The organism is Halobacteroides halobius DSM 5150 (assembly GCF_000328625.1).
GTDB lineage: Bacteria > Bacillota > Halanaerobiia > Halobacteroidales > Halobacteroidaceae > Halobacteroides > Halobacteroides halobius.
This window is the reverse complement of the sequence record NC_019978.1, coordinates 2229788-2253013: the sequence shown is the minus strand read 5'-3', so window position 1 is coordinate 2253013 and position 23226 is coordinate 2229788. Positions and strand designations below refer to the sequence as shown.

Here is a 23226-nt window from a genome sequence, read left to right as displayed (position 1 = left end):
TGTTCTATTTTAAATCATAATTATTAGGAGGAAAGTTAAAGATGAGCTCTCCACTAGTTAGTATAATTATTCTATCATATAATAATTTGCAATATTATAAAGAATGTCTAGAATCTGTTTTAAAACAAAATTATTCTAATATAGAGATTATTTTTAATGATGATGGTAGTAGTAATTTTAAACAAGATGAGATTATAAGTTTTATTAAGGAGAATAAAAATAATAATATTAAGAGAACAGTAATTAATCATAATGAGAATAATTTAGGGGTAGTCAAAAATTATAATAAAGCTCTTAGGTTAAGTAAGGGAGATTATATTTTCTATATCGGGTTAGATGACATGTTACATGATAAAGATGTAATTTCTGATGTAGTAGATTTTTTTGAAAAGACAGGTAACCTTATTATTACAGGTTATAGAGCCATTTATGATGAAGATATGAAGAATTGTCATAAAGTATTACCTAGAGAAAATGAAACAAAATTTATAAAGAAAGGAGATCCTAAATATTTACATATAAAATTAAGTAGAGGAAATTTCATTGCTGGTTCATGTACTCCATTTTCTAAAGAGTTAATAGAGAAATATGGTTATCTTGATGAAGATTATACTTTACTAGAAGATTATCCTAGGTATCTTAATCTAACTAGAAGAGATTGTAAAATAAATTTTATTGAAAGAAAGTTAATTAAATATAGACTTGGTGGGATTACAAATAATAATGAGGATAATAAAGTATTAAAGAGAGATATATCTAAGGCTAGTGAAAAAGAAATAGGAGATTTTGTAGGTCAATTTTTCAAACGAAAGATTAATAGTATTAAGGATAGAGATTTAATTGCTTGGGGAGCTTGTGAAGGATACCAAAATAATAGGGAACAGTTTGAGACTAATATTAGATATTTTGTGGATTCAGATAAAAATAAATATAATACTTTAGTTGATGGTAAGAAGATATATTCACCTCAGAAGCTTAGGGAAGAAAAGAGGGAAGAAGTATTTGTAGTTGTATTTAGTCGAAGTCATTATAACGAAATAAGTGAAGAATTAAATGATTACGGATTCATAGAATTTGAAAATTATTGTTGTTTTAGGGATTTAATAATCTCCAACTGATAATTAAGATGTAAAGGAAGTAGGTAATATTAAAAGGAGGGCCAACTATGAAAGGAATAATCTTAGCAGGTGGTTTAGGAACCAGACTTTACCCTGTAACAAAAGCATTATCAAAGCAGAGTCTGCCAGTCTATGACAAGCCAATGATTTACTATCCATTATCAACATTAATGTTAGCAGGAATTAGAGAAATATTGATTATTTCTACTCCAGAACATCTACCAGTCTATGAAGAAATGTTAGGTGATGGAAGTTATATTGGATTAGATATATCATATGAGGTACAAGAAGAGCCCAAGGGATTGGCCCAGGCCTTTATAATTGGAGAAGAGTTCATAGCAGATGACAATGTGGCCTTGATTTTAGGAGATAACATATTTTATGGACAAAGCTTCAGTCAGATATTAAAAAGAGCAGCTTCTTTAGAAGAAGGAGCTACTATCTTTGGTTATTATGTAAAGGATCCAAGTAGTTTTGGAGTAGTAGAATTTGATGATAGAGGAAGGGTGTTATCACTCGAAGAGAAACCAGATAATCCAAAATCAAGTTATGCAGTGCCAGGATTATACTTTTATGATAATACAGTAGTAGATAAGGCTAAAGAAATTGAACCATCAACTAGAGGAGAACTTGAGATAACTGATATAAATAAGCTTTATCTAGAAGAAGAACGGTTAATGGTAGAACATTTTGGACGAGGAATGGCTTGGTTTGATGCAGGGACCCATGATGGTTTACTAGAGGCTGCTACATTTATAGAAGCCATTCAAAAAAGACAAGGCCTTTATATAGCTTGTATAGAAGAAATAGCTTACAGACTAGGTTATATTGATTCTAATCAGTTAAAAGAATTAGCTCAGCCATTATTAAAGACCAATTATGGTAAGTATTTGGTATCAATCTGTGAGGAGTAAGAGTTAAGGAGAGATTTTATAATGTCTAAATTTAAGAAAATTAAAACTTCCATAAATGATCTCTACATAATAGAACCAACTGTTTTTGAAGATGATAGAGGCTTTTTTATGGAAAGCCATAATCAAAGAGAGTTTGCTCAAATTGGCATGGATATGAATTTTGTTCAAGATAATCACTCTAAATCAACAAAAGGAACTTTGCGAGGCCTTCACTTTCAGGTTAAACATTCTCAAGGAAAGCTAGTTAGAGTTATTAAGGGACAGGCTTATGATGTAGCTGTTGATTTAAGAGAAAATTCTAATACTTATGGAGAGTATTTTGGAGTTCTCTTATCTGCTGAAAATAAAAAAATGTTTTATATTCCAGAAGGGTTTGCTCATGGTTTTTTGGCCTTAAGCGAAGAAATGGAATTTATTTATAAGACAACAGATTATTATTGTCCTGAGTGTGAAGGTGGTATTATTTGGAATGACAATGATATAAATATAGATTGGCCTTTAGAGGAGTATGAACTTACAAAAGAGCAGTTATTGCTTTCAGATAAGGATAGGAAATTACCAACGTTAAAGGAATTCAATCGTGATAACTGAATAGGCAGGTGTTATAATAATGAATATATTAGTAACTGGGGGAGCAGGATTTATAGGTAGTAACTTTATCCATTATATGTTAAGTAAATATGATAATTATCATATTATTAATTTAGATAAGCTAACTTATGCTGGGAATCTAGAAAATTTAAAAGAGGTAGAAAATAACCCTAATTATAAGTTTATTAAAGGAGATATTACGAATAGAGAGTTAGTAGAAAAGATCTTTATTGAGTATAATATTAATTATGTGGTTAACTTTGCTGCAGAATCACATGTTGATAGAAGCATAGAAGACCCAGATATTTTTGTGAAGACCAATATTAGAGGAACACAAGTCTTGCTAGATATTGCTAAGCAATACTGGTTAGATTGTCCTAAAGAAGCCGAAGTAGAGTCATTAACAACTAAATTCTTACAAGTGTCGACTGATGAAGTTTATGGTTCCCTTGGAGAAGAAGGATATTTTACAGAAGACACCCCTTTGGCACCTAATAGTCCTTATTCTGCCAGTAAAGCTAGTGCAGATATGATAGTGCGGGCTTATCATGAAACTTTTGGATTAGTAGTGAATATTACTCGTTGTTCTAATAATTATGGGCCATATCAATTTCCAGAAAAATTAATTCCATTTTTCTTGACTAATGCTTTAGCTGATAAAGAATTACCTCTTTATGGAGACGGAAAAAATGTACGTGATTGGCTTTATGTTAAAGATCATTGTCGGGCAATAGATGTAGTACTTCATCAAGGAAAAAATGGTGAAGTATATAATGTAGGTGGTAATAATGAAAAGACAAATATTGAAATTACTAAAGCTATTTTAAAAATAGTTAATAAGCCAGAATCATTAATTAATTTTGTTAAGGATAGATTAGGGCATGATCGTAGATATGCTATTGACTCAAGTAAGATTCAAGATGAATTGGATTGGGAGCCTGAGTATACTTTTGAAGAAGGGATTAAAGATACAATTCAATGGTACTTAGATAATATCAAATGGTGGGAGACAGTAATGAGTGATTAGTAATGATTAAAAAATTTTAACTAGTTATTGAAGGTTAGTTACTTGTAGTAAAAAAGAGGTGTTGAAATGAAGATATTAATCACAGGAGGTAAAGGACAGTTAGGGTTAGATTTAAAAAAATTATTAGATAAAGAGCATGAAGTTTATGCTTGGGATATAGATGAACTAGATATAACTCAAGGAGAAGAAGTAATAAATAAGATAGCAGGTTTAAATCCAGAGATAATAATCCATGCCGCAGCTTACACAGATGTGGATGGTTGTGAAGAAAATATGAATTTAGCTTACCAAGTAAATGCCTATGGAACTAGAAATGTAGCAGTAGCATGCCAAGAATGTAATGCTAGACTTGTTTATATAAGTACAGATTTTGTATTTGATGGTACTAAGGACAAGCCATATATAGAGTTTGATCAAGCTAACCCATTGAATATTTATGGAGAGTCTAAACTAGCGGGAGAAGAGTTTGTTAAGAACTTATTAAATAGATATTATATCGTTAGAACTGCTTGGTTATATGGAGAAGATGGTAATAATTTTATTAAAACAATGTTAGAATTAGCTAAAAAAAAGGAATCATTAGATGTTGTAAATGACCAAGTTGGTTCCCCAACTTATACCAGAGATCTGTCTCAAGCAATTCAAGAGTTAATTACTACTGATTTATATGGAATTTATCATGTTTCGAATAGTGGAGAGTCTTCTTGGTATCAATTTGCTAGAAAAATATTTGAGTATACTGAGACTGAAATAGAAGTAAATCCAGTAACTTCTCAAGAATTTACTAGACTTGCTACTAGACCAAAGTACTCTGTTATGCAGAATTATTCTTTAGAACAAGGTTTAGACTATAAAATGAGAAATTGGGAAGAGGCTTTAAAGGATTATTTAAATTAACTTAAGTAAGGTGATAGTAATGGGTACTAATATTTTAATAACAACAATTGGCCGTAGAGGAACCTTAACCAAAATATTTAAAGAAGAATTACATAAAATAGGTGGTAAGGTTATTGTAACAGATAATAGTTCTTTAGCTCCAGCTTTATATCAGGCTGATGACTATTATTTAACTCCTAGAATAGATGCTCCTAATTATATAGACCGGATTTTAGATATTTGTCAGAAGGAAGATATTAAGGTGATAATCCCGTTGTTAGAACAGGGATTTAGTATATTGGGCCAAGCTCGGGATACCTTCAAGCAAGTAGGAGTTGAACTTCTATTATCTTCTAGTAAAGTATTTAATCTCTGTAAAGATAAATATAATCTTTATAATTATTTTAGGGAGCATGAAATCGCAACTCCTGAGACATTTTTAGTAGAGCAGTTACAAGAAAAAAATGTATCCTTTCCTCTCTTTATAAAACCTCGTTCTGGACAAGGTAGTCAAGATACATTTATAGCTAAAGACCGTAGAGGTTTAGATTACTTTATTGATCATATGGAGGAGATAGTAATTCAGGAATATATCCAAGGTACAGAGTATACTATAGATACTTTATCTGATCTAGCAGGAAACCTTTTATCAGCTGTCCCTCGTAAAAGAATTGAAGTCCGAGCTGGTGAAGTAAGTAAAGCCGTTACAGTAAAAGAGGAGAGGTTAATTAAGTGGGCCAAGGAGATAATCGAAGGCTTAGGTATAGTTGGCCCGGCGAATTTACAAGCAATTATTACTCTAGAAGATGAGATTAAGTTTATTGAGGTTAATCCTCGCTTTGGTGGTGGAGTTCCTCTTTCTTATCAAGCAGGAGTTAATTATCCTAAGTTGATTACTGAAATGATTAACGGTAAAGATATAGAACCATTTATTGGAGACTTTAAAGAGGGGTTAGCTATGTTAAGATATGATACGCCATTGTTTAAAGCTGTGGGTCATGAGTCTTGAGCTGTGAGCTAGAAGCTAGTGCAAAACCTTTAATTTTAAGTTTTAAAAGAGGACAAGATTTTTATTTTATCAGTTTGATGGCTGTTAATTAGCTAACGATTGCTCAAAAGAGGTGATTTAAATGATTAAAGCAATAATATTTGATTTAGATGATACCTTATATCATGAATTAGAATATGTTAAAAGTGGATTTAGGGCAGTTAGTAATTATATTGCTGATAAATATCCTATTTCTAGTGAAGGGTTTTATAAAGTATTATTATCTATTTTAAAAAAAGAAGGAAGAGGGCAGACCTTTGATTTAGCCTTAGAAGAATTTGGATTATCTTTAAAAGAAGTCCCAGAGATGGTGAATCTATATCGTATTCATCAACCAGAGAGTTTTAGGTTATATCCTGACGCTGAACGAGCCTTCAATAGATTGTCAGGGGATTATAAGCTAGGATTAATTACAGATGGTATTTCTAAAGTTCAGTGGAATAAGATAGAGGCTCTTGGGATTAAAGATAGATTTGATTATATTCTTGTTAGTGATGACCATGGAAGAGAGAATCGCAAACCTGCTCCTTTCTTATATCAGAAGATGATTGAAGAATTTGAGGTTAGTCCACAGGAGGCGGTATATATTGGGGATAATCCTGATAAAGACTTTGTAACTGCTAAAAAATTAGGGTTAAAGACAGTACGTATTATTAGACAACAAGGAATGCATATTAATAAGAAACTATCTGAAAAGTATGAGGCTGATTATGAGATTGAATCTTTGGATGAGTTGGAGGAGATTATATGAGTAAAAAAATTAAAGTTGGGACTAAAGCTATAGCAGAAGATCAACCATGTTTTATAATTGCTGAAGCAGGGAGTAATCATAATCAAGATTTAGATCGAGCTAAAGAATTAATTGATGTAGCTGCAGAAGCAGGAGTAGATGCGGTAAAATTCCAGACTTTTACTGCAGATAAGATAGCTGCTAAGACAGAAGATGAAGTTATGAAATTAGGAGATGAATATGATACTGCTGATCATCTTTATGAACTTTATCAAGATTTAGAACTACCACGGGAATGGCAGACAGAATTAAGAGGTTATGCTAGGGAAAAAGGATTAATATTTCTTTCAACTCCCTTTGATTATGAAGCTGTTGATCAACTGGATGAATTAGGTATGCCAGCTTTTAAGATAGCATCTTTTGAATGTATTGATCTCCCTTTCTTGAAATATATAGCGAAAAAAGATAAGCCAATTATCTTATCTACTGGAATGGCTAATCTAGGAGAGATAGAAGAAGCTTTAGAAGCTATTTATCAAACAGGAAATGAACAAGTGGTTGTACTCCACTGTGGGATTAATTATCCTATGCCTATGGAGGATGTAAACTTGGCAGCTATGGATACTATCAAACAAGCTTTTCAAGTTTCTGTAGGATATTCGGATCATACTTTAGGAATTAATGTACCAATAGCAGCTGTAGCAAGAGGAGCTAAGGTTATTGAGAAGCATTATACTCTTGATCGAGATTTAGCAGGCCCAGACCATAAGTTTGCTCTAGAGCCTGATGAATTAAAAGAGATGGTAACAGGAATTCGAGAAATCGAATCAGCTATAGGTAGTCCAATAAAGAAGCATGTAGAGTCTGAAGAAGTTCACTATCAGAGAGGACGGCGGAGTATATTTGCAATTAAGGATATTAAAGAGGGGACTAAGATAACTGAGGATATGGTTAAAATATTAAGGCCTGGTATTGGATTAAAGCCTAAGTACTATGACCTGGTAATTGGTCGGGAAGCTCAGCAAGATATTGAGGCTAATGAACCGATAACGTGGGAAAAAATATAGTGTCTGTAAACTGTGTTGGGTAATCTGTGGAAATTAGATAAAGTATTTTTTGTAAGCTAGGAGTTGAAAAGAATGAATCGTAACAAAAAAGTAGTTGCAATTGTGCAAGCACGGATGGGATCATCAAGATTGCCAGGTAAAGTTGCTAAAGAAATAGTAGGTCGGCCAATGTTGGCTCATTTGATTGAAAGATTAAAGTATTTTGATAGATTAGATCAGATTGTAATCGCTACCAGTGATAAAGAGATAGATGATAGAGTAGTAGAAATTGCCAAAAACTCAAAGGTTGATTTTTATCGTGGATCAGAAGATGATGTTTTATCTCGTTATATAGAGGCTGCTCAGAAATTTAAAGCTGATGTAATAGTCCGGATTACAGGTGATTGTCCTTTAATTGACCCTATGACTATTGATAAAGCAGTTACTAAGTTTTTGAATTCTGATTATGATTATTTCAGGTTAAATGTTGGTGATAATGGATACCCACGGGGTTTGGATACAGAAATTTTTTCTTCTGATACTTTATTAAAAGTAGAAGAGTTTGTGTTGAAAGAGGAAGAAAATAAAGATAATCCTTATCGGGAACATGTGACCTTTTATATTAATCGCCATCCTGATAAATTTAAAATAACAAGTCATAACCCTAAAGAAGATCTTAAACGAAATTATAGATTATGTGTTGATGAAATAGATGATTTTAAATTGATAAAAGAGCTTTATCAAAGACTATATCAAATAGGAGAAATAATTAATATTCAAGATGTAATTAGATTATTGGATGATAATTCTGAATTAGCTCAAATTAATAGAAAGGTGCAGCAGAAGAAGGTATAATCAGATAATAGCTATCAATCATGCTCCGTTGAATTGGCTAAGTAGAAAAGATTAGTATTTAAGGATGATATATTATTTGGATTGAATTCCAAATTAAGCAGGTGATATATATGAAGAATATAGCTTTTCGAGTTGATGGTGGGCCAACAATCGGGATGGGCCATCTAATGCGTTGTCTAGCTTTAGCTACAGCTTTTCCTGATGAGGTAGATATATTCTTTATAACTAAGGAAGAGAAGAGTGTAGAGAAGTTATTACAAGAATATAATATTAACCTGATTACTATTTCTTCTAATCTGGATTATAAAGAGGAGATAGAAAAATTAAAAGAGATAGTCATAAAGTATAAGTTAGATACCTTAATTACAGACTCTTATCAAATAGATCAAAATTATTTACTTGAACTCAAAAAGACAGTAACTAAATTAATTTCTATTCATGACTTTGCTCCTTTTGTTTTCCCTTCAGATATCATGATTAATGGCAATATTTATGCTCCTAGCTTAGATTACCATTCTTTGAATGGGAATACAGATTTTCTATTAGGAACAGATTATACTTTACTCCGTGAAGAATTTACTAATTTATCTAGGCAGGTAATTAAAGATCAGGTAGAGAATATATTAATTACCTTTGGAGGTAGTGATCCTTTAGAATTAACTGATAGGGTATTAGCAACCTTAAATCAAATAGATAGTAATTTAATTGATCAAGATAAATTACATCTTGATATTGTTGTTGGCCCTGGATTTAGTAATCTAGAAAAAATTATTGAAGAGGTGCAGGAGAGTAAGTTTGAAGTTGCCCTTCATTTTAATATTACTCAGATAAGCCAACTAATGCTAAAGAGTGATTTAGCAATCTCAGCAGGGGGGAGCACTTTATATGAATTAGCTGCAACGGGAACACCTGCAATTGTATTATTACAAGCAGACAACCAGATCTTAGCTGCTCAAACTATGGAAGAAAAGGGTATAATTATTAATTTAGGATTTTGGGATAAAACTAAAGAAGAGAAATTAGTAGCTACTTTAATAGATTTAATGAAAAAGCCAAAATTAAGATATCAAATGAGTAGAAAAGCTCAAAGCCTTGTTGATGGACAAGGGATTAAGAGATGTGTAGAACGAATACTTAGTGATAGTGTCAGTAATGGGTGCCAGTAAAAAGAACTTAATATTAGTCAATTTCTTAAACTGATACAGACACTAGTTCCTAACACTAAACCAGAAAGGGGAAATTAATGCATCAGTAAGAAGAGATTAAAGCAATGAATAAACTATTTGATAAATTATTTCCTATCTGTAGAAGTATAACTGGTTCAGGCTTGCGAAAGACCTTAGAAATTTTAAGTGAATATATTCCATTAAAAAAGTTTAATGTTAAAACTGGAACTCAAGTACTTAATTGGACTATTCCTAAAGAATGGAGAGTTAGGGAAGCTTGGTTAAAAGGGCCTGACGGAAAGAAGATTGTAGATTTTAATAATCATAATCTTCACTTGTTAAATTATAGTACTCCAATTAATAAAAAATTACCTTTAGAAGAGCTTAAAGATCATCTTCATACTATTCCTAACCAACCAGATGCTATTCCTTATGTTACATCTTATTATAAGAGAAGATGGGGATTTTGTTTGCGTCACAGTACATATGAACATCTTAAACCTGGTAAGTATCATGCTTATATTGATAGTGAGTTAGTTGAAGGAGAATTGAATTATGGTCATGCTATTTTACCAGGAGAAAGCAATAAAGAGATATTGATCAGTTCCTATATTTGTCACCCTTCTATGGCTAATAATGAATTAAGTGGGCCAATTGTAGCTGCTTTTTTATATAATCGTCTTTCTAATTGGTCTAAACGAAGATTTACATATCGCTTTGTTTTTGCTCCAGAAACTATAGGGGCCATTTCTTATTTAGATAGATTCGGTAAAGAACTACAAGAAAATTTATACTCAGGATTAATATTAAATTGTATAGGTGGTAGATCAGACCTTAGTTATAAACTATCTAGGCAGGAGAATAGTCCAATAGATAATATAGTAAAACATTTGTTTAATGTTGATGATAATACTCCAGAAGGAAAGATTAGATCATTTACTCCTATTTATGGTTCTGATGAGCGACAATATTGTTCACCTGGTTTTAATCTTCCAATAGGACAAATGGCACGATTAGTATATGGTTATTCTGAATACCATACTTCTTTAGATAACAAAGAGTTAATGACTATTGAAGCGTTACATCATAGTGTTAATGAATTAGAACAGATTATTAAAGCACTTGAGTTGAATGGTTATTATATTAATCAGTATCCATATGGAGAAGTTAAGTTAGATCAATATGATTTATATCCTGATATAAATTCCAAACGATATGAAGAACATTTTAAAGATAAGGTGATAAAAAATAGAAATCAACTAGATCAAGTTTTAACTATACTTAATTATTCAGATGGTTTGCATTCTTTATATCAGATAGTTGAAGATTATAATTATAATATTTTAGAATTAAGTCATGTAATTGAAATATTAAAGAGCAGAGGATTATTAAAAGGACCATATTTTAAAGAGGAGGTTTAAAGTTATGAAAGTATTATTATTAACTGGTTCTCACTGTCGACATTTATATTTAGCTAAGAAGTTACTAGAATCTAATTTTCTTACTGGATTATTAATTGAAAAACGAGAAGAATTTATACCACAACCTCCTAAAGGATTGGATGAAATTGATCATAATAATTTTATTCGTCACTTTGAAGGTCGAGCTGAAGCAGAAAGAAGTATTTTTGGGAGAATAGATGATTCAGAATTCCATGGGATTTCTAAAATAAAAATAAATCAACAAAAGCTTAATAGTGATAAGGTTAAAAAATGGATTAAGAAACAAAATCCAGATATAGTGTTAACTTATGGTGTACATATTATCAATGATGATTTGTTAGCTGAATTTCCTGATTATTCTTGGAATGTTCATGGAGGTTTATCTCCCTGGTATCGAGGATGTATTACATTATTTTGGCCTTTTTATTTTTTGCAACCTAATTGGGCTGGTATGACAATTCATTATTTAAGTTCTGAACTTGATGGGGGAGAAATAGTCCATCATTCTAGACCAGAATTAAAATATGGAGATGGAATTCATGATGTAGGAGCTAGAGCAGTAGTTCAGGTAGCAGATGATTTAGTAAAAATTTTAGGTTTGCTAAAGAAAGGAGAAAAATTACCTAAAGAATCACAAAAATCAACTGGAAAATTATTTTTAGCAAGGGATTGGAAACTAGAGCATTTAAGATTAATTTATAATACTTTTGATAATAATATTGTAGATTATTATCTAGATGGAAAATTCAATCCTGAAGCTCCTCAATTAGTAAAAGCTTTTAAAGATTAATAAGTTATGTTTTCTTCAAATTACTAGAAAATAATCAAGTGATTCAGACTAATATATGATATTAAAGGATACTTTATTTCTTAAAACCTAAAGGAATTTTAATTATTTTCTAGAATTAAAACATAAATATAAAATAAAAGGGGGAGGATGATATGAAAGTATCTAAGGCCAATAATAAGTTGGCAACTGAAAATGTAAACTCAAAGATAGAGCAGACTCAACAGGTGCAAGAGGTAAATAATAAGAATAATCAATCAGCCTCTGAGCAAGAGAAAGGATTTACCAAAGAAAAGTTACAAGAAGGCGTAAATAAGTTAAATGAAGCTGTGCAAGCATTTCATGAAGAATTACAGTTTGAACTTCACAAAGAAAGCGGAAGACTGATGACTAAAGTAGTAAATACTGAAAGCAATGAAGTAATAAAAGAGATACCACCTAAAGAAGTATTAGATATGTTAGGAAAGATTAAAGAAATGGTTGGTTTATTTTTAGATGAGAAAATATAGTATGATTAATTTTGTCGGGCTATTATAGTTCGACTTTTTTGTTTACCAAAGAAAGGAGAGATAATTATGGCAGAAGATATGGTATCAGCTTTAGAAGAAGAAGTTAAATTATATCAAGAAATCTTGACCTTAACTAAAGAGAAGCATCAGTTGCTTAAGGAAGGGGAAGACACGACTGAAATTGATGAGCAAAAGCGTGAGTTAAGAGATCAAATTGCTAACTTAGATCTTAAGTTTGATATTAAGCAGGTAGATAAATTAAATATAGTCAATAACAGTGATTTAGATAAGATTAATCAGTTTAAACCTACTCTACAAAAACTATATAGCTTAGAGAAGAAGAATCGAGAGTTAGAGGGTTAAGTAGAGATTTTCAGATTTCCCTTGCATAATTATAATATATCATGTATAATTATTTGTAAGATAACAAATGTCAGGGGGACTTATAGTGAAAAAAATATTATTATTTTCTTTATTAATAGGATTATTGGTAGTGACAGGATGTGGACAACAAGAAGCGACAACTTGGTCTAAAATCCAAAACAAGGGTAAGCTAGTAGTAGGAATGGATGCAGCTTATAGACCATTTGAATATCACAATCAGAATGATAAGATTGTAGGTTTTGATGTGGATATGTTACAAGCTGTTGCAGATCAGCTAGGAGTTAAATTGGTCATTAAAGATACGGCTTGGGATGGAATTATCCCTGGGTTGAAGGCTAAAAAGTATGATGTAATTGCTTCTGCAATGACAATTACTGAACAACGAGAGAAGGCTGTTGATTTTTCTAATCCTTACTTTAATGCTGGACAGGTGGTTGCTGTTTTAGATAGTAATAACACAATTAAAAGTGTAGATGATCTAACAGGAAAAGTAGTAGGAGTTCAGTTAGGGACTACAGGTGATTTAAAGGTTAGTAAGATGGAAGGTATTAAAAAGATCAAACGATACGGTAAGATACCACAAGCTTTTATTGAGTTACAAAATGGTCGTTTAGATGCAGTAGTTAATGATCTTCCTGTAACAGCAGCATATATTATGAAAAAACCAAACGTTAAAATAGTAGGAGAACCATTTACTAGTGAACAATATGGAATTGCAATTAGAGAAGCAGATGATAAGCTAACGAAGAAGGTTAACGCTGCTATTAAGAAGATTAAAGAAAATGGCACTTACGATAAAATTTATAATAAGTGGTTTAAATAATCTGAATTATTAGCGAAGAAGAGTGGGCAACTGCTCTTCTTTTTTGTTTGCATAACTAATCAAATTAATGTATAATTATTTCCGGTAGATTTTAATTGTAAATTGAATGTAGAGGAGTGAAATTTGTGTTAGCAGATAAACTAGCAGTGATGCAGCAGGCACTGCCTTTATTATTACAAGGTGCCTGGATGACAATTAAGTTGACGACTTTTGGGGTCTTAATTGGAGTTGTTTTAGGAACAATCTTAGGTTTAGCTAGAGTATGGAGGAGTAATTTATCTCGTAAGATAGCCAAGGGCTATATTGAATTCTTTCGGGGTACACCTTTATTAGTGCAATTATTCTTATTATATTATGGTTTACCAAGTGTAGGGGTTGAGATGTCCCCTTATTTAGCAGCTACTTTAGGCTTAGGCTTAAATAGTGGTGCTTATGTAGGAGAGATTGTCCGGTCAGGAATTAATGCTATTAATGAGGGCCAAATGGAAGCAGCCCGTTCTTTAGGAATGTCTTACTTTGAAGCTATGAGATATGTTATCTTACCCCAGGCTTTTAAGCGAGTAATTCCACCTTTAGGTAATGAATTTATTGCTTTACTAAAGGATTCTTCTTTAGTATCGGTAATTGCAGTTAAGGATTTAACCAGACAAGGTAGATTAATTATTAGTCGAACTTATGAATCATTCTTAATTTATGCTATGGTAGCTGTTTTATATTTTATTATGACCTTTTTAATGACACGATTAGTTAATTTAATTGAGGGGAGGTTAAATGCCAGTGATCAAGGTTAAAAATTTACACAAACACTTTGGTGATTTAGAAGTTTTAAAAGGGATAGATGAGGAGATTAAACAAGGTGAAGTGGTAGTAGTCATTGGCCCAAGTGGTTCAGGAAAAAGTACTTTCTTACGTTGTTTAAACCGGCTAGAAGAGCCTACGGAAGGCCAGATTAAGATTGATGAAGAAGTAATTAATTCTCCTGAGGCTGATATTAATAAAATTCGGCAGGAGACAGGGATGGTTTTTCAGCATTTTAACCTTTTTCCTCACAAAAATTCTTTAGGTAATATAATTTTATCACCGATGAAGGTTAAGGGAATGTCTAAAGAAGAGGCTACTAAAATAGCTTATGATCTTCTAGAGCAAGTAGGCTTAAAAAACAAGGCAGAAACTTATCCTAGCCAACTATCAGGTGGTCAAAAACAAAGAATTGCTATTGCTAGAGCTTTAGCTATGCAACCTAAAGTTATGTTATTTGATGAACCTACTTCTGCTTTAGATCCTGAAATGGTAGGAGAGGTACTAGAGGTTATGCGTGATTTAGCGAATGAAGGTATGACAATGGTAGTTGTTACCCATGAGATGGGTTTTGCTCGTGAAGTAGGAGATCGGGTTTTGTTTATGGACGAAGGAGTAGTTGTTGAAGAGGCTAAGCCAGAAAAGTTATTCTCTAATCCAGATCAAAAGAGAACACGTGAATTTTTAGCAAAGGTATTGTAAATGCTATTAGTACAGGAATTATTTCCAAATCCCCTTGACAATAATAGGGGAATGTGTTAGACTTATTTACAGATTGTGTTGGCAAGAAATTGTCAAAAAGATTTACTTAATTATTAGGAGGAATGTGTATAATGAAAGAACAAGGTAATGTTAAGTGGTTTGACGAGAAAAAAGGTTATGGATTTATCGAGCGTGAAGAAGGAGACGACGTATTCGTTCACTTCTCTGCAATTGAAGAAGATGGTTTCAAGACTTTAGAAGACGGTCAAGCAGTAGAATTTGAGGTTGTTGACGGCGAGCGAGGACCTCAAGCTGAAGATGTCGTTAAGCTATAGTTGATATAGATTACGACGGTTAGTCCCGAGTATTAGCTCGGGACTTTTGTTTTTTTTGGAGTAATTTTTTTAAAATAAATGATATTTAGGCAGGACTTTTATTATTAATAAAGAATTAGTATAGTACATAAGAATATTTTATAGCCAAATTTATTCTTGCGGAAGGGGTTGGTCATGTATGAAATTTATGCTTCGGGGTAAAAATATTGAAATTACTGATGCTTTAAGAAATTATGTAGAAGAAAAAGTAGGAAAAGTAGAAAATTACTTTGATGATGAAGAAACTGAAATTGAAGCTCAGATTTCACTTGATGTAGAAAAAGAAGGCCATATTGTAGAAGTTACTGTTTTTGTGGATGGCTTGATTTTAAGGGCAGAAAAGAAAACAGGTGATATGTATGCTTCTATTGATGGCGTAATTGAAAAGTTAGAGCGTCAAATTCGCAAATATAAAACTAGAGTTCAACGAAAAATTAAGAAAGAACAAGAAAACTTTAGAAAAAATGTAATTGAATCCCGAGAAGAAGATAATGACGATGATGACCCTAATATAGTTAGAACTAAGCGGTTTGCAGTAAAGCCTATGGATGTTAAAGAAGCAGTGATGCAAATGGATTTATTAGATCATGACTTCTTTGTCTTCTCTAATGCAGAGACTAAAGAGGTAAATGTAGTCTATAAAAGAAAGAATGGAGATTATGGTTTGATTGAACCTAGTCTCTAAATTCGATATAAATTAATGGTCAAAGGGTTAGCCGAGAGGCTAGCTCTTTTTGTTATTTACTAGATTTTGTAATTAAGCTAGTAACATGATATAATTAAAATAATTGTGACTATAAACTGATTTCATTATATATGAAGGAGGCAATCAATGTTAGGATTACTAAAAAAATTATTTCCTGACCCTAATGAGAAGAGATTAAAGCAGATGAGACCACTGGTAGATCAAGTTAATAGTTTTGAAGCAGAAATTAGTAATTTAACTGATGAACAGTTAAGGGCCAAGACCGATGAGTTTAAGGAGCGATTAGCCAACGGAGAAACGGTAGAAGATTTATTAGCGGAGAGTTTTGCGGTAGTTAGAGAGGCTGCTAAACGAACTACTGGGATGCGCCATTATGATGTACAAGTCCTAGGAGGTATTGCTCTACACCAAGGACGAATTGCAGAAATGAAGACAGGAGAAGGTAAGACTTTAGCTGCTACTTTGCCAGCCTATCTAAATGCCTTAGCTGGAAATGTGCATATTATAACAGTTAATGATTATTTAGCTGAGCGAGATAGTGAGTGGATGGGCCAAATTTATGAATTTTTAGGTCTTGAGGTAGGAGTTATTCTAGAAGATATGGAGCTTCAAGCTCGTAAAGAAGCTTATGAAGCTGATATTCTTTATGGAACCAATAATCAATTTGGTTTTGATTATCTAAGAGATAATATGGCAACTGATAACCAAGAGTTAGTCCAAGGAGAGCTTGATTTTGCCATCTTAGATGAGGTAGATAGTATCTTGATTGATGAAGCTAGGACTCCACTAATTATTTCTGGTCCAGCTCAAGAATCACCTAAGGTTTATTATAAATTTGCTGAGATAGCTAATAAATTAATTAAAGATCGTGATTATGAAGTTGATGAAAAAGCTCAATCAGTTATTTTAACAGAAGCAGGTATTGATGAAGTAGAAGCTGCTTTAAAGGTTGATAACTTATATGATAATCAGCATATGGATGAGTTACATCATATTAATCAAGCACTAAAAGCTAAAGAATTGATGCAGCGGGATGAAGATTATATTGTTAAAGGTGGAGAAGTCCATATTGTTGATGAATTTACCGGGCGTTTAATGTCTGGTCGTAGATTTAGTGAAGGGTTACACCAGGCTATTGAGGCTAAGGAAGGGGTTAAGATTAAGCGGGAAAATCAGACTTTAGCTAGTATTACCTTCCAGAACTTCTTTAGGATGTATGAGAAACTATCAGGGATGACTGGTACTGCTGCTACTGAAGCTGAAGAATTTGAAGAAATTTATGATTTAGATGTAGTTGTAATTCCAACTAATGAACCAGTAATTAGAGAGGATCACCCTGATGTAATTTATAAAACAGAAGCTGCTAAATTTAGGGCAGTAGTTAAAGATATTAAAGAATGTTATAAGAAAGAGCAACCAGTACTAGTTGGTACTGTATCAATTGATAATTCAGAGCAAATAAGTCGGATGTTAAATAAAGAGCATATTCCTCATGAAGTACTAAATGCTAAAAATCATGAACGAGAAGCAGAGATTATTAAACGAGCCGGTCAACGAGGAGCAGTTACAATTGCTACTAATATGGCTGGACGAGGAACTGATATTGTTTTAGGTGCTGGAGTAGTAGATTTAGGTGGTTTACATGTAATTGGGACTGAGCGTCATGAAAGTCGTAGAATTGATAACCAATTACGTGGTCGTTCAGGACGACAGGGAGATCCAGGTTCTTCTCGCTTCTATGTTTCACTAGAAGATGATTTAATGCGTTTATTTGGATCAGATAAGATTTCAGGGATTATGGAGACATTAGGTGTAGATGAAGACCAACCAATTGAACACAAGTTAATTAGTAAGTCTTTATCTAATGCCCAAAAGAAGGTAGAAAGTCGTAACTTTGATATCCGAAAGAATATCTTAGAGTATGATGAAGTACTCCATCAACAACGGGAAGCTATTTATGCTCGACGCAAAAAGATTTTATTAGGCCAAGATTTAACGGAAATTATAACTGAGATGGCTACTAAATGGTTAGAAGAAATTTTAGCTGAATATGCTAATGAAAAAGACCATCCTAGAGATTGGGATTTAGCAGGACTAGTAGATTATCTAGAGCAGATGTTAAGAGAGATTGAGCTGACTGTTGATGATTTAGAAGGATTAAGACGAGATGAACTTAGAGATAAGTTAATGGACTTATTTCAGAAAGCTTACCAAAGCAAGCAAGAAGAGTTAGGTGCTGAGGGATTAGAGGATTTAGAGAAGATAGTTATGTTAAAGGTAATTGATGATAAATGGATGGATCATTTACAAGCTATGGATAATCTAAGACAGGGGATTGGCCTTAGAGCTTATGGTCAACGAGATCCTTTAGTAGAGTATAAAAAGGAAGGTTTCCAGATGTTTAAGCAGATGAATCTCTGGATTAGAAGAGATATTATTAAGTATTTATTTGCTATTGAGGTAGTTGCAGGTGAAGAAGTGATTAGTGATAGACAAGGCCTAGATTATACTCATGGTGATGAGATAAATGCTTATGACTTGGCCCAAGCCCAAAGGCAAACACAAGCTGAGCAACAAAGTGCCCGTCAAGCCGGAGCAGAGACTAAGGAAGAAGTAAAAGCTCAACCAATTACTAAACAAAAAGAACCAGGTCGTAATGATCCCTGTCCGTGTGGTAGTGGTAAAAAGTATAAGAAGTGCTGTATTAATACAGGTAAATATGGTGGGTATAATAGATAAGTTAACAATTATCAATTAGAAATTCAAAAATAAAGATTAAAGAATAGAGAATAAATTTGAGTCTGAGTTTAAGTTTTAGTGAAATATTGATTTAGGTTTAAACTTGGGCTCAATCTCTGACTTGTTCAAGTTTAAGAAGATTTGTTTTGGGTTGGGATTTAGCTTTTTAGTTTTCAGATGTTATTCTACCATTTGGTATGCTTTAAGTAGGCAATTCTCTATGAATAAGGAATCCCCGTATGCTTGCATCGGGGTAGGTCAATAGTTCTTTGTTACTTATTCTTTGTTTTTAATTGTAAATTGTAAATTGTAAATTGTAAATTATATACGTGAGGTGGTTAGATGAAAGATTTAACAGCTAAGTTAGCTAAGATTGGAGAACAACTAAAAGAATTAAGGAGGTCTCTTTGACTATGATAAGTTAGTAGCTAAGCACGAAAAGTTAAAGGAGAAGATGTCCCAGCCAGACTTTTGGGATGATAGCTCTAAAGCACAACAGATTAGTAAACAAGCTAGTGCTCTACAGGATAAAATAACAGGATTTGATAGTTTAGTTGAAGAAAGAGAAGAGTTAGAAGTCTTATTGGAGTTAGCTATAGCAGAGGATGATCAAGCAGTAATAGCAGAGGTTAAAGAGCGAAGTCAAAAATTAGTTAAAGCTAGAGAAGAGCTGGAACTTAAGGTCTTATTATCTGGAGAATATGATAGTAATAATGCCTTGTTAGCTATTAATCCTGGAGCTGGGGGAACTGAATCTCAAGATTGGGCTGAGATGCTTTTAAGAATGTATACCCGGTGGGCTGAGCAGCATAACTATGATTTAGAAACTCTAGAGTTTATACCAGGAGAAGAAGCAGGAGTCAAGAGTGTAACTATTCAGGTTAGTGGTGATTATGCTTATGGTTATCTAAAATCAGAAAAAGGGGTGCACAGATTAGTTAGAATCTCTCCATTTGATTCTTCTAGTCGTCGTCATACTTCTTTTGCGTCTGTTGATGTCATGCCTGAGCTTGATGAAGATATTGAAGTTGATATTGATAAGAGTGATTTAAAGATTGAGACTTATCGGGCCAGTGGTGCTGGTGGTCAGCATGTTAATACTACTGATTCAGCAGTAAGAATTACTCATCTACCAACTGGGATAGTAGCTCAGTGTCAAAATGAGCGCTCCCAGCATAAGAATCGCCAAGGAGCGATGAAGGTATTACAAGCTAAATTATTTGAGTATCTACAGGAGAAACAAGCTGAAAAATTAGATGAGATTCGTGGTGAACACAAAGAAATAGCCTGGGGTAATCAAATTCGCTCTTATGTTTTTCATCCTTACCAAATGATTAAAGATCATAGAACTGATTTTGAGACTGGTAAGACTGAGCAAGTGATGGATGGTGATCTAGACCAATTAATTGAAGCTTATCTTAAGCAGGAATAACTTGTTTACTCTGAACATAAGTTAGGATAGATGAAAATCCTCGTCTATTATAGGCGAGGAACTTTTACTTATGTGTGAGGTGAGGGGTAATGAGCTTAATTCTTGTAATTACCTTAATTGGATTATTAGCTGGGATAGTGGGCACGGGATTAGGTGGTGCAATTACTTTATTGTGGCGTAAACCTAAGAATAATTCAATTAGTTTAATGTTAGGTTTAGCTAGTGGGGTTATGTTATCTGTAGTATTATTTGATTTATTTCCCGAGGCTATTGAACATAGTAATGAGCTTTATACCATTATTGGAGCAATATTAGGTTTATTAGTATTAAGGCTGTTAGCTGGTTATATTAAAACAGAGGAAGCTGAGGGTGACTATATTGAAACAGGAATCTTATTGGGTTTAGGGATTGCTTTACACAATTTTCCTGAAGGGTTAGCTATTGGGGCCGGTTGTGTAGCCCAGGCTAAACTTGGTATTAGTTTGGCTGTAGTGATTGCTTTGCATAATCTACCAGAGGGATTGGCCCTAGCAACTCCGATGAATATAGGTGGTTGGAGTCCTGTTAAGGTTGTGGTTGCTTCTATGTTACCAGGAATCCCAATGGGATTAGGGGCTTTCGTTGGTGCCTTGTTAGGTTTTGCATCTCCTGTTTTTTTAACCCTTAATTTAGGATTTGCTGGTGGAGGTATGTTATATATTATTATCTATGAATTAGTGCCCCAAGCTTATGGCTCAAAGTATGGTTTATATGCTACAGTAGGGGTGTTAGTTGGTTCAGTAGCTGGGATATTATTGGCCGTTTTATTTTAAGGTGGTGAAAAAATAATGAAATCGATTAAGTTATGGTTAATAGTGATAGTCTTGATAGTAACGGTTGGTTTGCAATTAGTATTACCTAATTTATTTGCTGAAAGAATTGCCACTAGTTTAAAGCAAGAATTAAATAGCTGGCAGCAGCTAGAGGTTGAGATAGATGCTGTTCCTGCTCTAAAACTTTTATTGGGCCAAGCTGATGAGCTAGAGTTAGAAGGTAAAGAATTAGTCTTAAATAGGATTAAAATTAGTAGCATAGAAGCTAAATATAAGGACTTAAAGGTTAAAGAGACTAACCAAGGTTGGCAAATGGTAAAAGGGAAGAATACTTATCTTGATTTAGAGTTAACTGAGCAGAATTTAAATGATTATTTACTTACGAGATCTGAGTTAAGGGTCTTTGAGGATTTTAAGGTTGATATAACCTCTAATCAAGTCTTGATTACAGGGGTAATTGTATTCTTTGATGCGCAAGTAAATTTGCAGTTAGCAGGAAATTTCAAGGTTATTAACAGTCAACAGATAGTCTTTAGGTCTGATAAATTAGCGGTAGAAAATATTGTAATTCCTAGTGGAGTAATTAAAGAGTTAAAGAATCAGTTACAGTTTAAAATTGATTTAACTAAGTTACCTATACCAGTTATAGTTAAACAGGTCAAGCTAAAACAGGATGGTTTAGAGATATTAGGAATAAATAATTAATCAGCTCCTCATCCTAAGGGTGAAAGGAGCTTTTTTATTACAATGCGGAACCTATTGATTGTAGTTTTGATTATTGCTGTGGTAAGTGCGGGGATTTTAGCAATCAATAAGTCTAGAGTAGAGACTAAAAATAGCAGTGTAGAGTTAGTGATGGATTATAGTTTGTTAATTACTACTGATCAAGTAGCTTTACTACCTAAATTAAAGCAGAATGGATTAAGAACAATAGCCGTTACTGGAACTAATTTATCTTTTTTTAATCCTAGGTTAGATAAACTGGCTAATCTAAGTTTAATTCCTAGGATTGCGGGGACTATTAGCCCCCAGAAATTGGCCCTGATTTTAGATCGATTTCCTCAGACCAAACAGATTATTTTTAAAGGAGCTCAAGTGGTCGGTTACCCTGACCAATTAGCTAAGACAGCTAAGATTTTACAAGAAGAAGGAATTATTTTAGGGATTATTGAACCTTTTATTGCAGCTCAAAAAGGAGTTAAAAAGTTAGCTAGGTTAATGGGTTATCAGGCTGTAAGGGTTCATAGTATCCAACATGAAGCTATGTTAGATTCTACTGTAGAAGATGTAATTAATCGTTATTTAAAAGCAGTTAGAGAACGCGGGGTCAGAACTTTATACTTAAAACCATTTCTTACAGCTAAGCAGACTATAAAGTTAGTAGCTGGTTTAAGTCACCAATTAAAGAAGTATGGGTATCAATTAGCAGCAGCTAATTCTTACCAAAAAGTAGAGGTAAATCCTTATTTGCGCTATTTAGTTTTAGTAGGAGCAATAGCTGGAGCAAGCTTAGTAGTTGATTTGATTAGACCTAATTTGGGATTAGTGGGGTTTGTAGGAGGAATTATATTCCTAAGCTTATGTTCCCTTTTTAATTGGCAGTTAACTTTACAACTAGTAGCATTAGGGATAGCAATTATTACGCCGGTGTTTATTTTAGTTATAATTAAGCGACAAGTAAGTAATAGTCAAGGATTAGTTAGTACTATGATTATCTTGATGCAAAGTGGTGTAATAGCTTTGTGTGGAGGATTGATGATTACTGGTTTATTATCAGATATTAGTTACATATTACAAATAAGAGTTTTTCGTGGTGTTAAACTAGCTTTTGTAGTTCCATTGTTATTAGCGGGGGTTTATTATTTAGCTACTAGATATGATAGTTGGGGCCAAATATTTAAATTATTAGATCGTCCAGTCCTCTGGAAGGATATAATAGTCATAATTATAGTTTTATTAGGGGGGATTATTTATTTAGGTAGGACAGGGAATACATCTTTATTTGGGGTGAGTACTTTAGAGATGCAAGTTAGAGAAATACTAGAGAGAATATTATCTGTTAGACCTCGCTTTAAGTCTTTTTTAATTGGATACCCTCTCTTAGTATTAGGAATTGATTATTCTATCAGAGAAAACCAGCTTAGTTGGTTAGTGACCTTTGGTTTAATTGGCCCTATTAATATGATTAATACTTTATCTCATCTGCATACTCCAGTTTTAATATCACTAGTTAGAATTGCAGAAGGATTTATCTTAGGTGGGATAATTGGGATGGGATTGGTGGTTGTAATTGGTAAGTTGTCACTAATAAAAGCAAAGTTTAATAATAATAATTAATAGGTGATTG

24 protein-coding genes are annotated in these 23226 nt (G+C 33.0%); all 24 read left to right on the top strand.

Annotated features, from left to right (window positions below; translation table 11 throughout):
- Nucleotides 1-41 precede the first annotated feature (41 nt).
- The 24 genes from HALHA_RS10990 (at nucleotide 42) to HALHA_RS10875 (ending at nucleotide 23216) form a co-directional block, all read left to right on the top strand.
- Entirely contained in the window at nucleotides 42-1118 is a 1077-nt protein-coding gene (locus HALHA_RS10990; RefSeq protein ID WP_015327839.1) for a glycosyltransferase, read from the top strand.
- A 47-nt stretch (nucleotides 1119-1165) separates the two neighbouring features.
- The gene (gene rfbA, locus HALHA_RS10985) at nucleotides 1166-2032 is read left to right on the top strand and encodes a glucose-1-phosphate thymidylyltransferase RfbA (protein WP_015327838.1); all 867 of its coding nucleotides are present in this window, start codon (nucleotides 1166-1168) and stop codon (nucleotides 2030-2032) included.
- A 21-nt stretch (nucleotides 2033-2053) separates the two neighbouring features.
- On the top strand, nucleotides 2054-2623 hold the full coding sequence (rfbC, locus tag HALHA_RS10980) for a dTDP-4-dehydrorhamnose 3,5-epimerase (RefSeq protein ID WP_015327837.1): 570 nt from the start codon (nucleotides 2054-2056) through the stop codon (nucleotides 2621-2623).
- Nucleotides 2624-2642: 19 nt separating this feature from the next.
- Nucleotides 2643-3650 carry a dTDP-glucose 4,6-dehydratase gene (rfbB, locus tag HALHA_RS10975; RefSeq protein ID WP_015327836.1) on the top strand — a complete coding sequence of 336 codons (1008 nt, stop codon included), beginning with the start codon at nucleotides 2643-2645 and terminating at the stop codon, nucleotides 3648-3650.
- Between the two features lie 66 nt (nucleotides 3651-3716).
- Nucleotides 3717-4547 carry a dTDP-4-dehydrorhamnose reductase gene (gene rfbD / locus HALHA_RS10970; RefSeq protein ID WP_015327835.1) on the top strand — a complete coding sequence of 277 codons (831 nt, stop codon included), beginning with the start codon at nucleotides 3717-3719 and terminating at the stop codon, nucleotides 4545-4547.
- 19 nt (nucleotides 4548-4566) lie between these two features.
- Complete coding sequence (locus tag HALHA_RS10965; RefSeq protein ID WP_015327834.1) at nucleotides 4567-5535, top strand: ATP-grasp domain-containing protein; 969 nt, start codon at nucleotides 4567-4569, stop codon at nucleotides 5533-5535.
- Between the two features lie 121 nt (nucleotides 5536-5656).
- Nucleotides 5657-6325 (top strand): HAD family hydrolase, encoded by a 669-nt coding sequence (locus HALHA_RS10960; RefSeq protein WP_015327833.1) that lies wholly within the window; start codon nucleotides 5657-5659, stop codon nucleotides 6323-6325.
- Nucleotides 6322-7371 (top strand): N-acetylneuraminate synthase, encoded by a 1050-nt coding sequence (gene neuB / locus HALHA_RS10955; RefSeq protein ID WP_015327832.1) that lies wholly within the window; start codon nucleotides 6322-6324, stop codon nucleotides 7369-7371. The genes HALHA_RS10960 and neuB overlap by 4 nt, the downstream gene beginning before the upstream one ends.
- A gap of 72 nt (nucleotides 7372-7443) precedes the next feature.
- Nucleotides 7444-8205, top strand: coding sequence for a cytidylyltransferase domain-containing protein (locus tag HALHA_RS10950; RefSeq protein WP_015327831.1), 762 nt, complete (start codon nucleotides 7444-7446; stop codon nucleotides 8203-8205).
- Nucleotides 8206-8315: 110 nt separating this feature from the next.
- Nucleotides 8316-9371: a UDP-2,4-diacetamido-2,4,6-trideoxy-beta-L-altropyranose hydrolase gene (gene pseG / locus HALHA_RS10945; protein ID WP_015327830.1), complete on the top strand. Its 1056-nt coding sequence runs from the start codon at nucleotides 8316-8318 to the stop codon at nucleotides 9369-9371.
- A gap of 104 nt (nucleotides 9372-9475) precedes the next feature.
- Nucleotides 9476-10792: a DUF4910 domain-containing protein gene (locus HALHA_RS10940; protein WP_015327829.1), complete on the top strand. Its 1317-nt coding sequence runs from the start codon at nucleotides 9476-9478 to the stop codon at nucleotides 10790-10792.
- Nucleotides 10793-10796: 4 nt separating this feature from the next.
- On the top strand, nucleotides 10797-11603 hold the full coding sequence (locus HALHA_RS10935; RefSeq protein WP_015327828.1) for a formyltransferase family protein: 807 nt from the start codon (nucleotides 10797-10799) through the stop codon (nucleotides 11601-11603).
- 152 nt (nucleotides 11604-11755) lie between these two features.
- Nucleotides 11756-12109, top strand: coding sequence for a flagellar protein FlaG (locus HALHA_RS10930; protein ID WP_015327827.1), 354 nt, complete (start codon nucleotides 11756-11758; stop codon nucleotides 12107-12109).
- Nucleotides 12110-12175: 66 nt separating this feature from the next.
- Entirely contained in the window at nucleotides 12176-12472 is a 297-nt protein-coding gene (locus tag HALHA_RS10925; RefSeq protein WP_015327826.1) for a hypothetical protein, read from the top strand.
- An 85-nt stretch (nucleotides 12473-12557) separates the two neighbouring features.
- On the top strand, nucleotides 12558-13316 hold the full coding sequence (locus HALHA_RS10920) for a basic amino acid ABC transporter substrate-binding protein (protein ID WP_015327825.1): 759 nt from the start codon (nucleotides 12558-12560) through the stop codon (nucleotides 13314-13316).
- 125 nt (nucleotides 13317-13441) lie between these two features.
- Entirely contained in the window at nucleotides 13442-14107 is a 666-nt protein-coding gene (ehuC, locus tag HALHA_RS10915; protein ID WP_015327824.1) for an ectoine/hydroxyectoine ABC transporter permease subunit EhuC, read from the top strand.
- Nucleotides 14094-14816: an amino acid ABC transporter ATP-binding protein gene (locus HALHA_RS10910; RefSeq protein ID WP_015327823.1), complete on the top strand. Its 723-nt coding sequence runs from the start codon at nucleotides 14094-14096 to the stop codon at nucleotides 14814-14816. Before ehuC ends, HALHA_RS10910 begins: the two co-directional genes overlap by 14 nt.
- 131 nt (nucleotides 14817-14947) lie before the next feature.
- Nucleotides 14948-15151: a cold shock domain-containing protein gene (locus HALHA_RS10905; RefSeq protein WP_015327822.1), complete on the top strand. Its 204-nt coding sequence runs from the start codon at nucleotides 14948-14950 to the stop codon at nucleotides 15149-15151.
- 178 nt (nucleotides 15152-15329) lie between these two features.
- Entirely contained in the window at nucleotides 15330-15875 is a 546-nt protein-coding gene (hpf, locus tag HALHA_RS10900; RefSeq protein WP_015327821.1) for a ribosome hibernation-promoting factor, HPF/YfiA family, read from the top strand.
- A gap of 147 nt (nucleotides 15876-16022) precedes the next feature.
- Complete coding sequence (secA, locus tag HALHA_RS10895; RefSeq protein WP_015327820.1) at nucleotides 16023-18635, top strand: preprotein translocase subunit SecA; 2613 nt, start codon at nucleotides 16023-16025, stop codon at nucleotides 18633-18635.
- A gap of 342 nt (nucleotides 18636-18977) precedes the next feature.
- Nucleotides 18978-20067, top strand: a protein-coding gene (prfB, locus tag HALHA_RS10890) for a peptide chain release factor 2 (RefSeq protein ID WP_015327819.1) whose coding sequence is annotated in 2 segments (ribosomal slippage) — nucleotides 18978-19043 and nucleotides 19045-20067 — 1089 coding nt in all. Because the reading frame shifts where the segments join, the coding sequence is not laid out codon by codon here.
- A gap of 89 nt (nucleotides 20068-20156) precedes the next feature.
- Nucleotides 20157-20879, top strand: a complete 723-nt coding sequence (locus HALHA_RS10885) for a ZIP family metal transporter (RefSeq protein ID WP_015327818.1) — start codon at nucleotides 20157-20159, stop codon at nucleotides 20877-20879.
- Between the two features lie 15 nt (nucleotides 20880-20894).
- Entirely contained in the window at nucleotides 20895-21584 is a 690-nt protein-coding gene (locus tag HALHA_RS10880; RefSeq protein ID WP_015327817.1) for an LmeA family phospholipid-binding protein, read from the top strand.
- 42 nt (nucleotides 21585-21626) lie between these two features.
- Entirely contained in the window at nucleotides 21627-23216 is a 1590-nt protein-coding gene (locus HALHA_RS10875) for a DUF5693 family protein (protein ID WP_015327816.1), read from the top strand.
- Nucleotides 23217-23226: the final 10 nt, after the last annotated feature.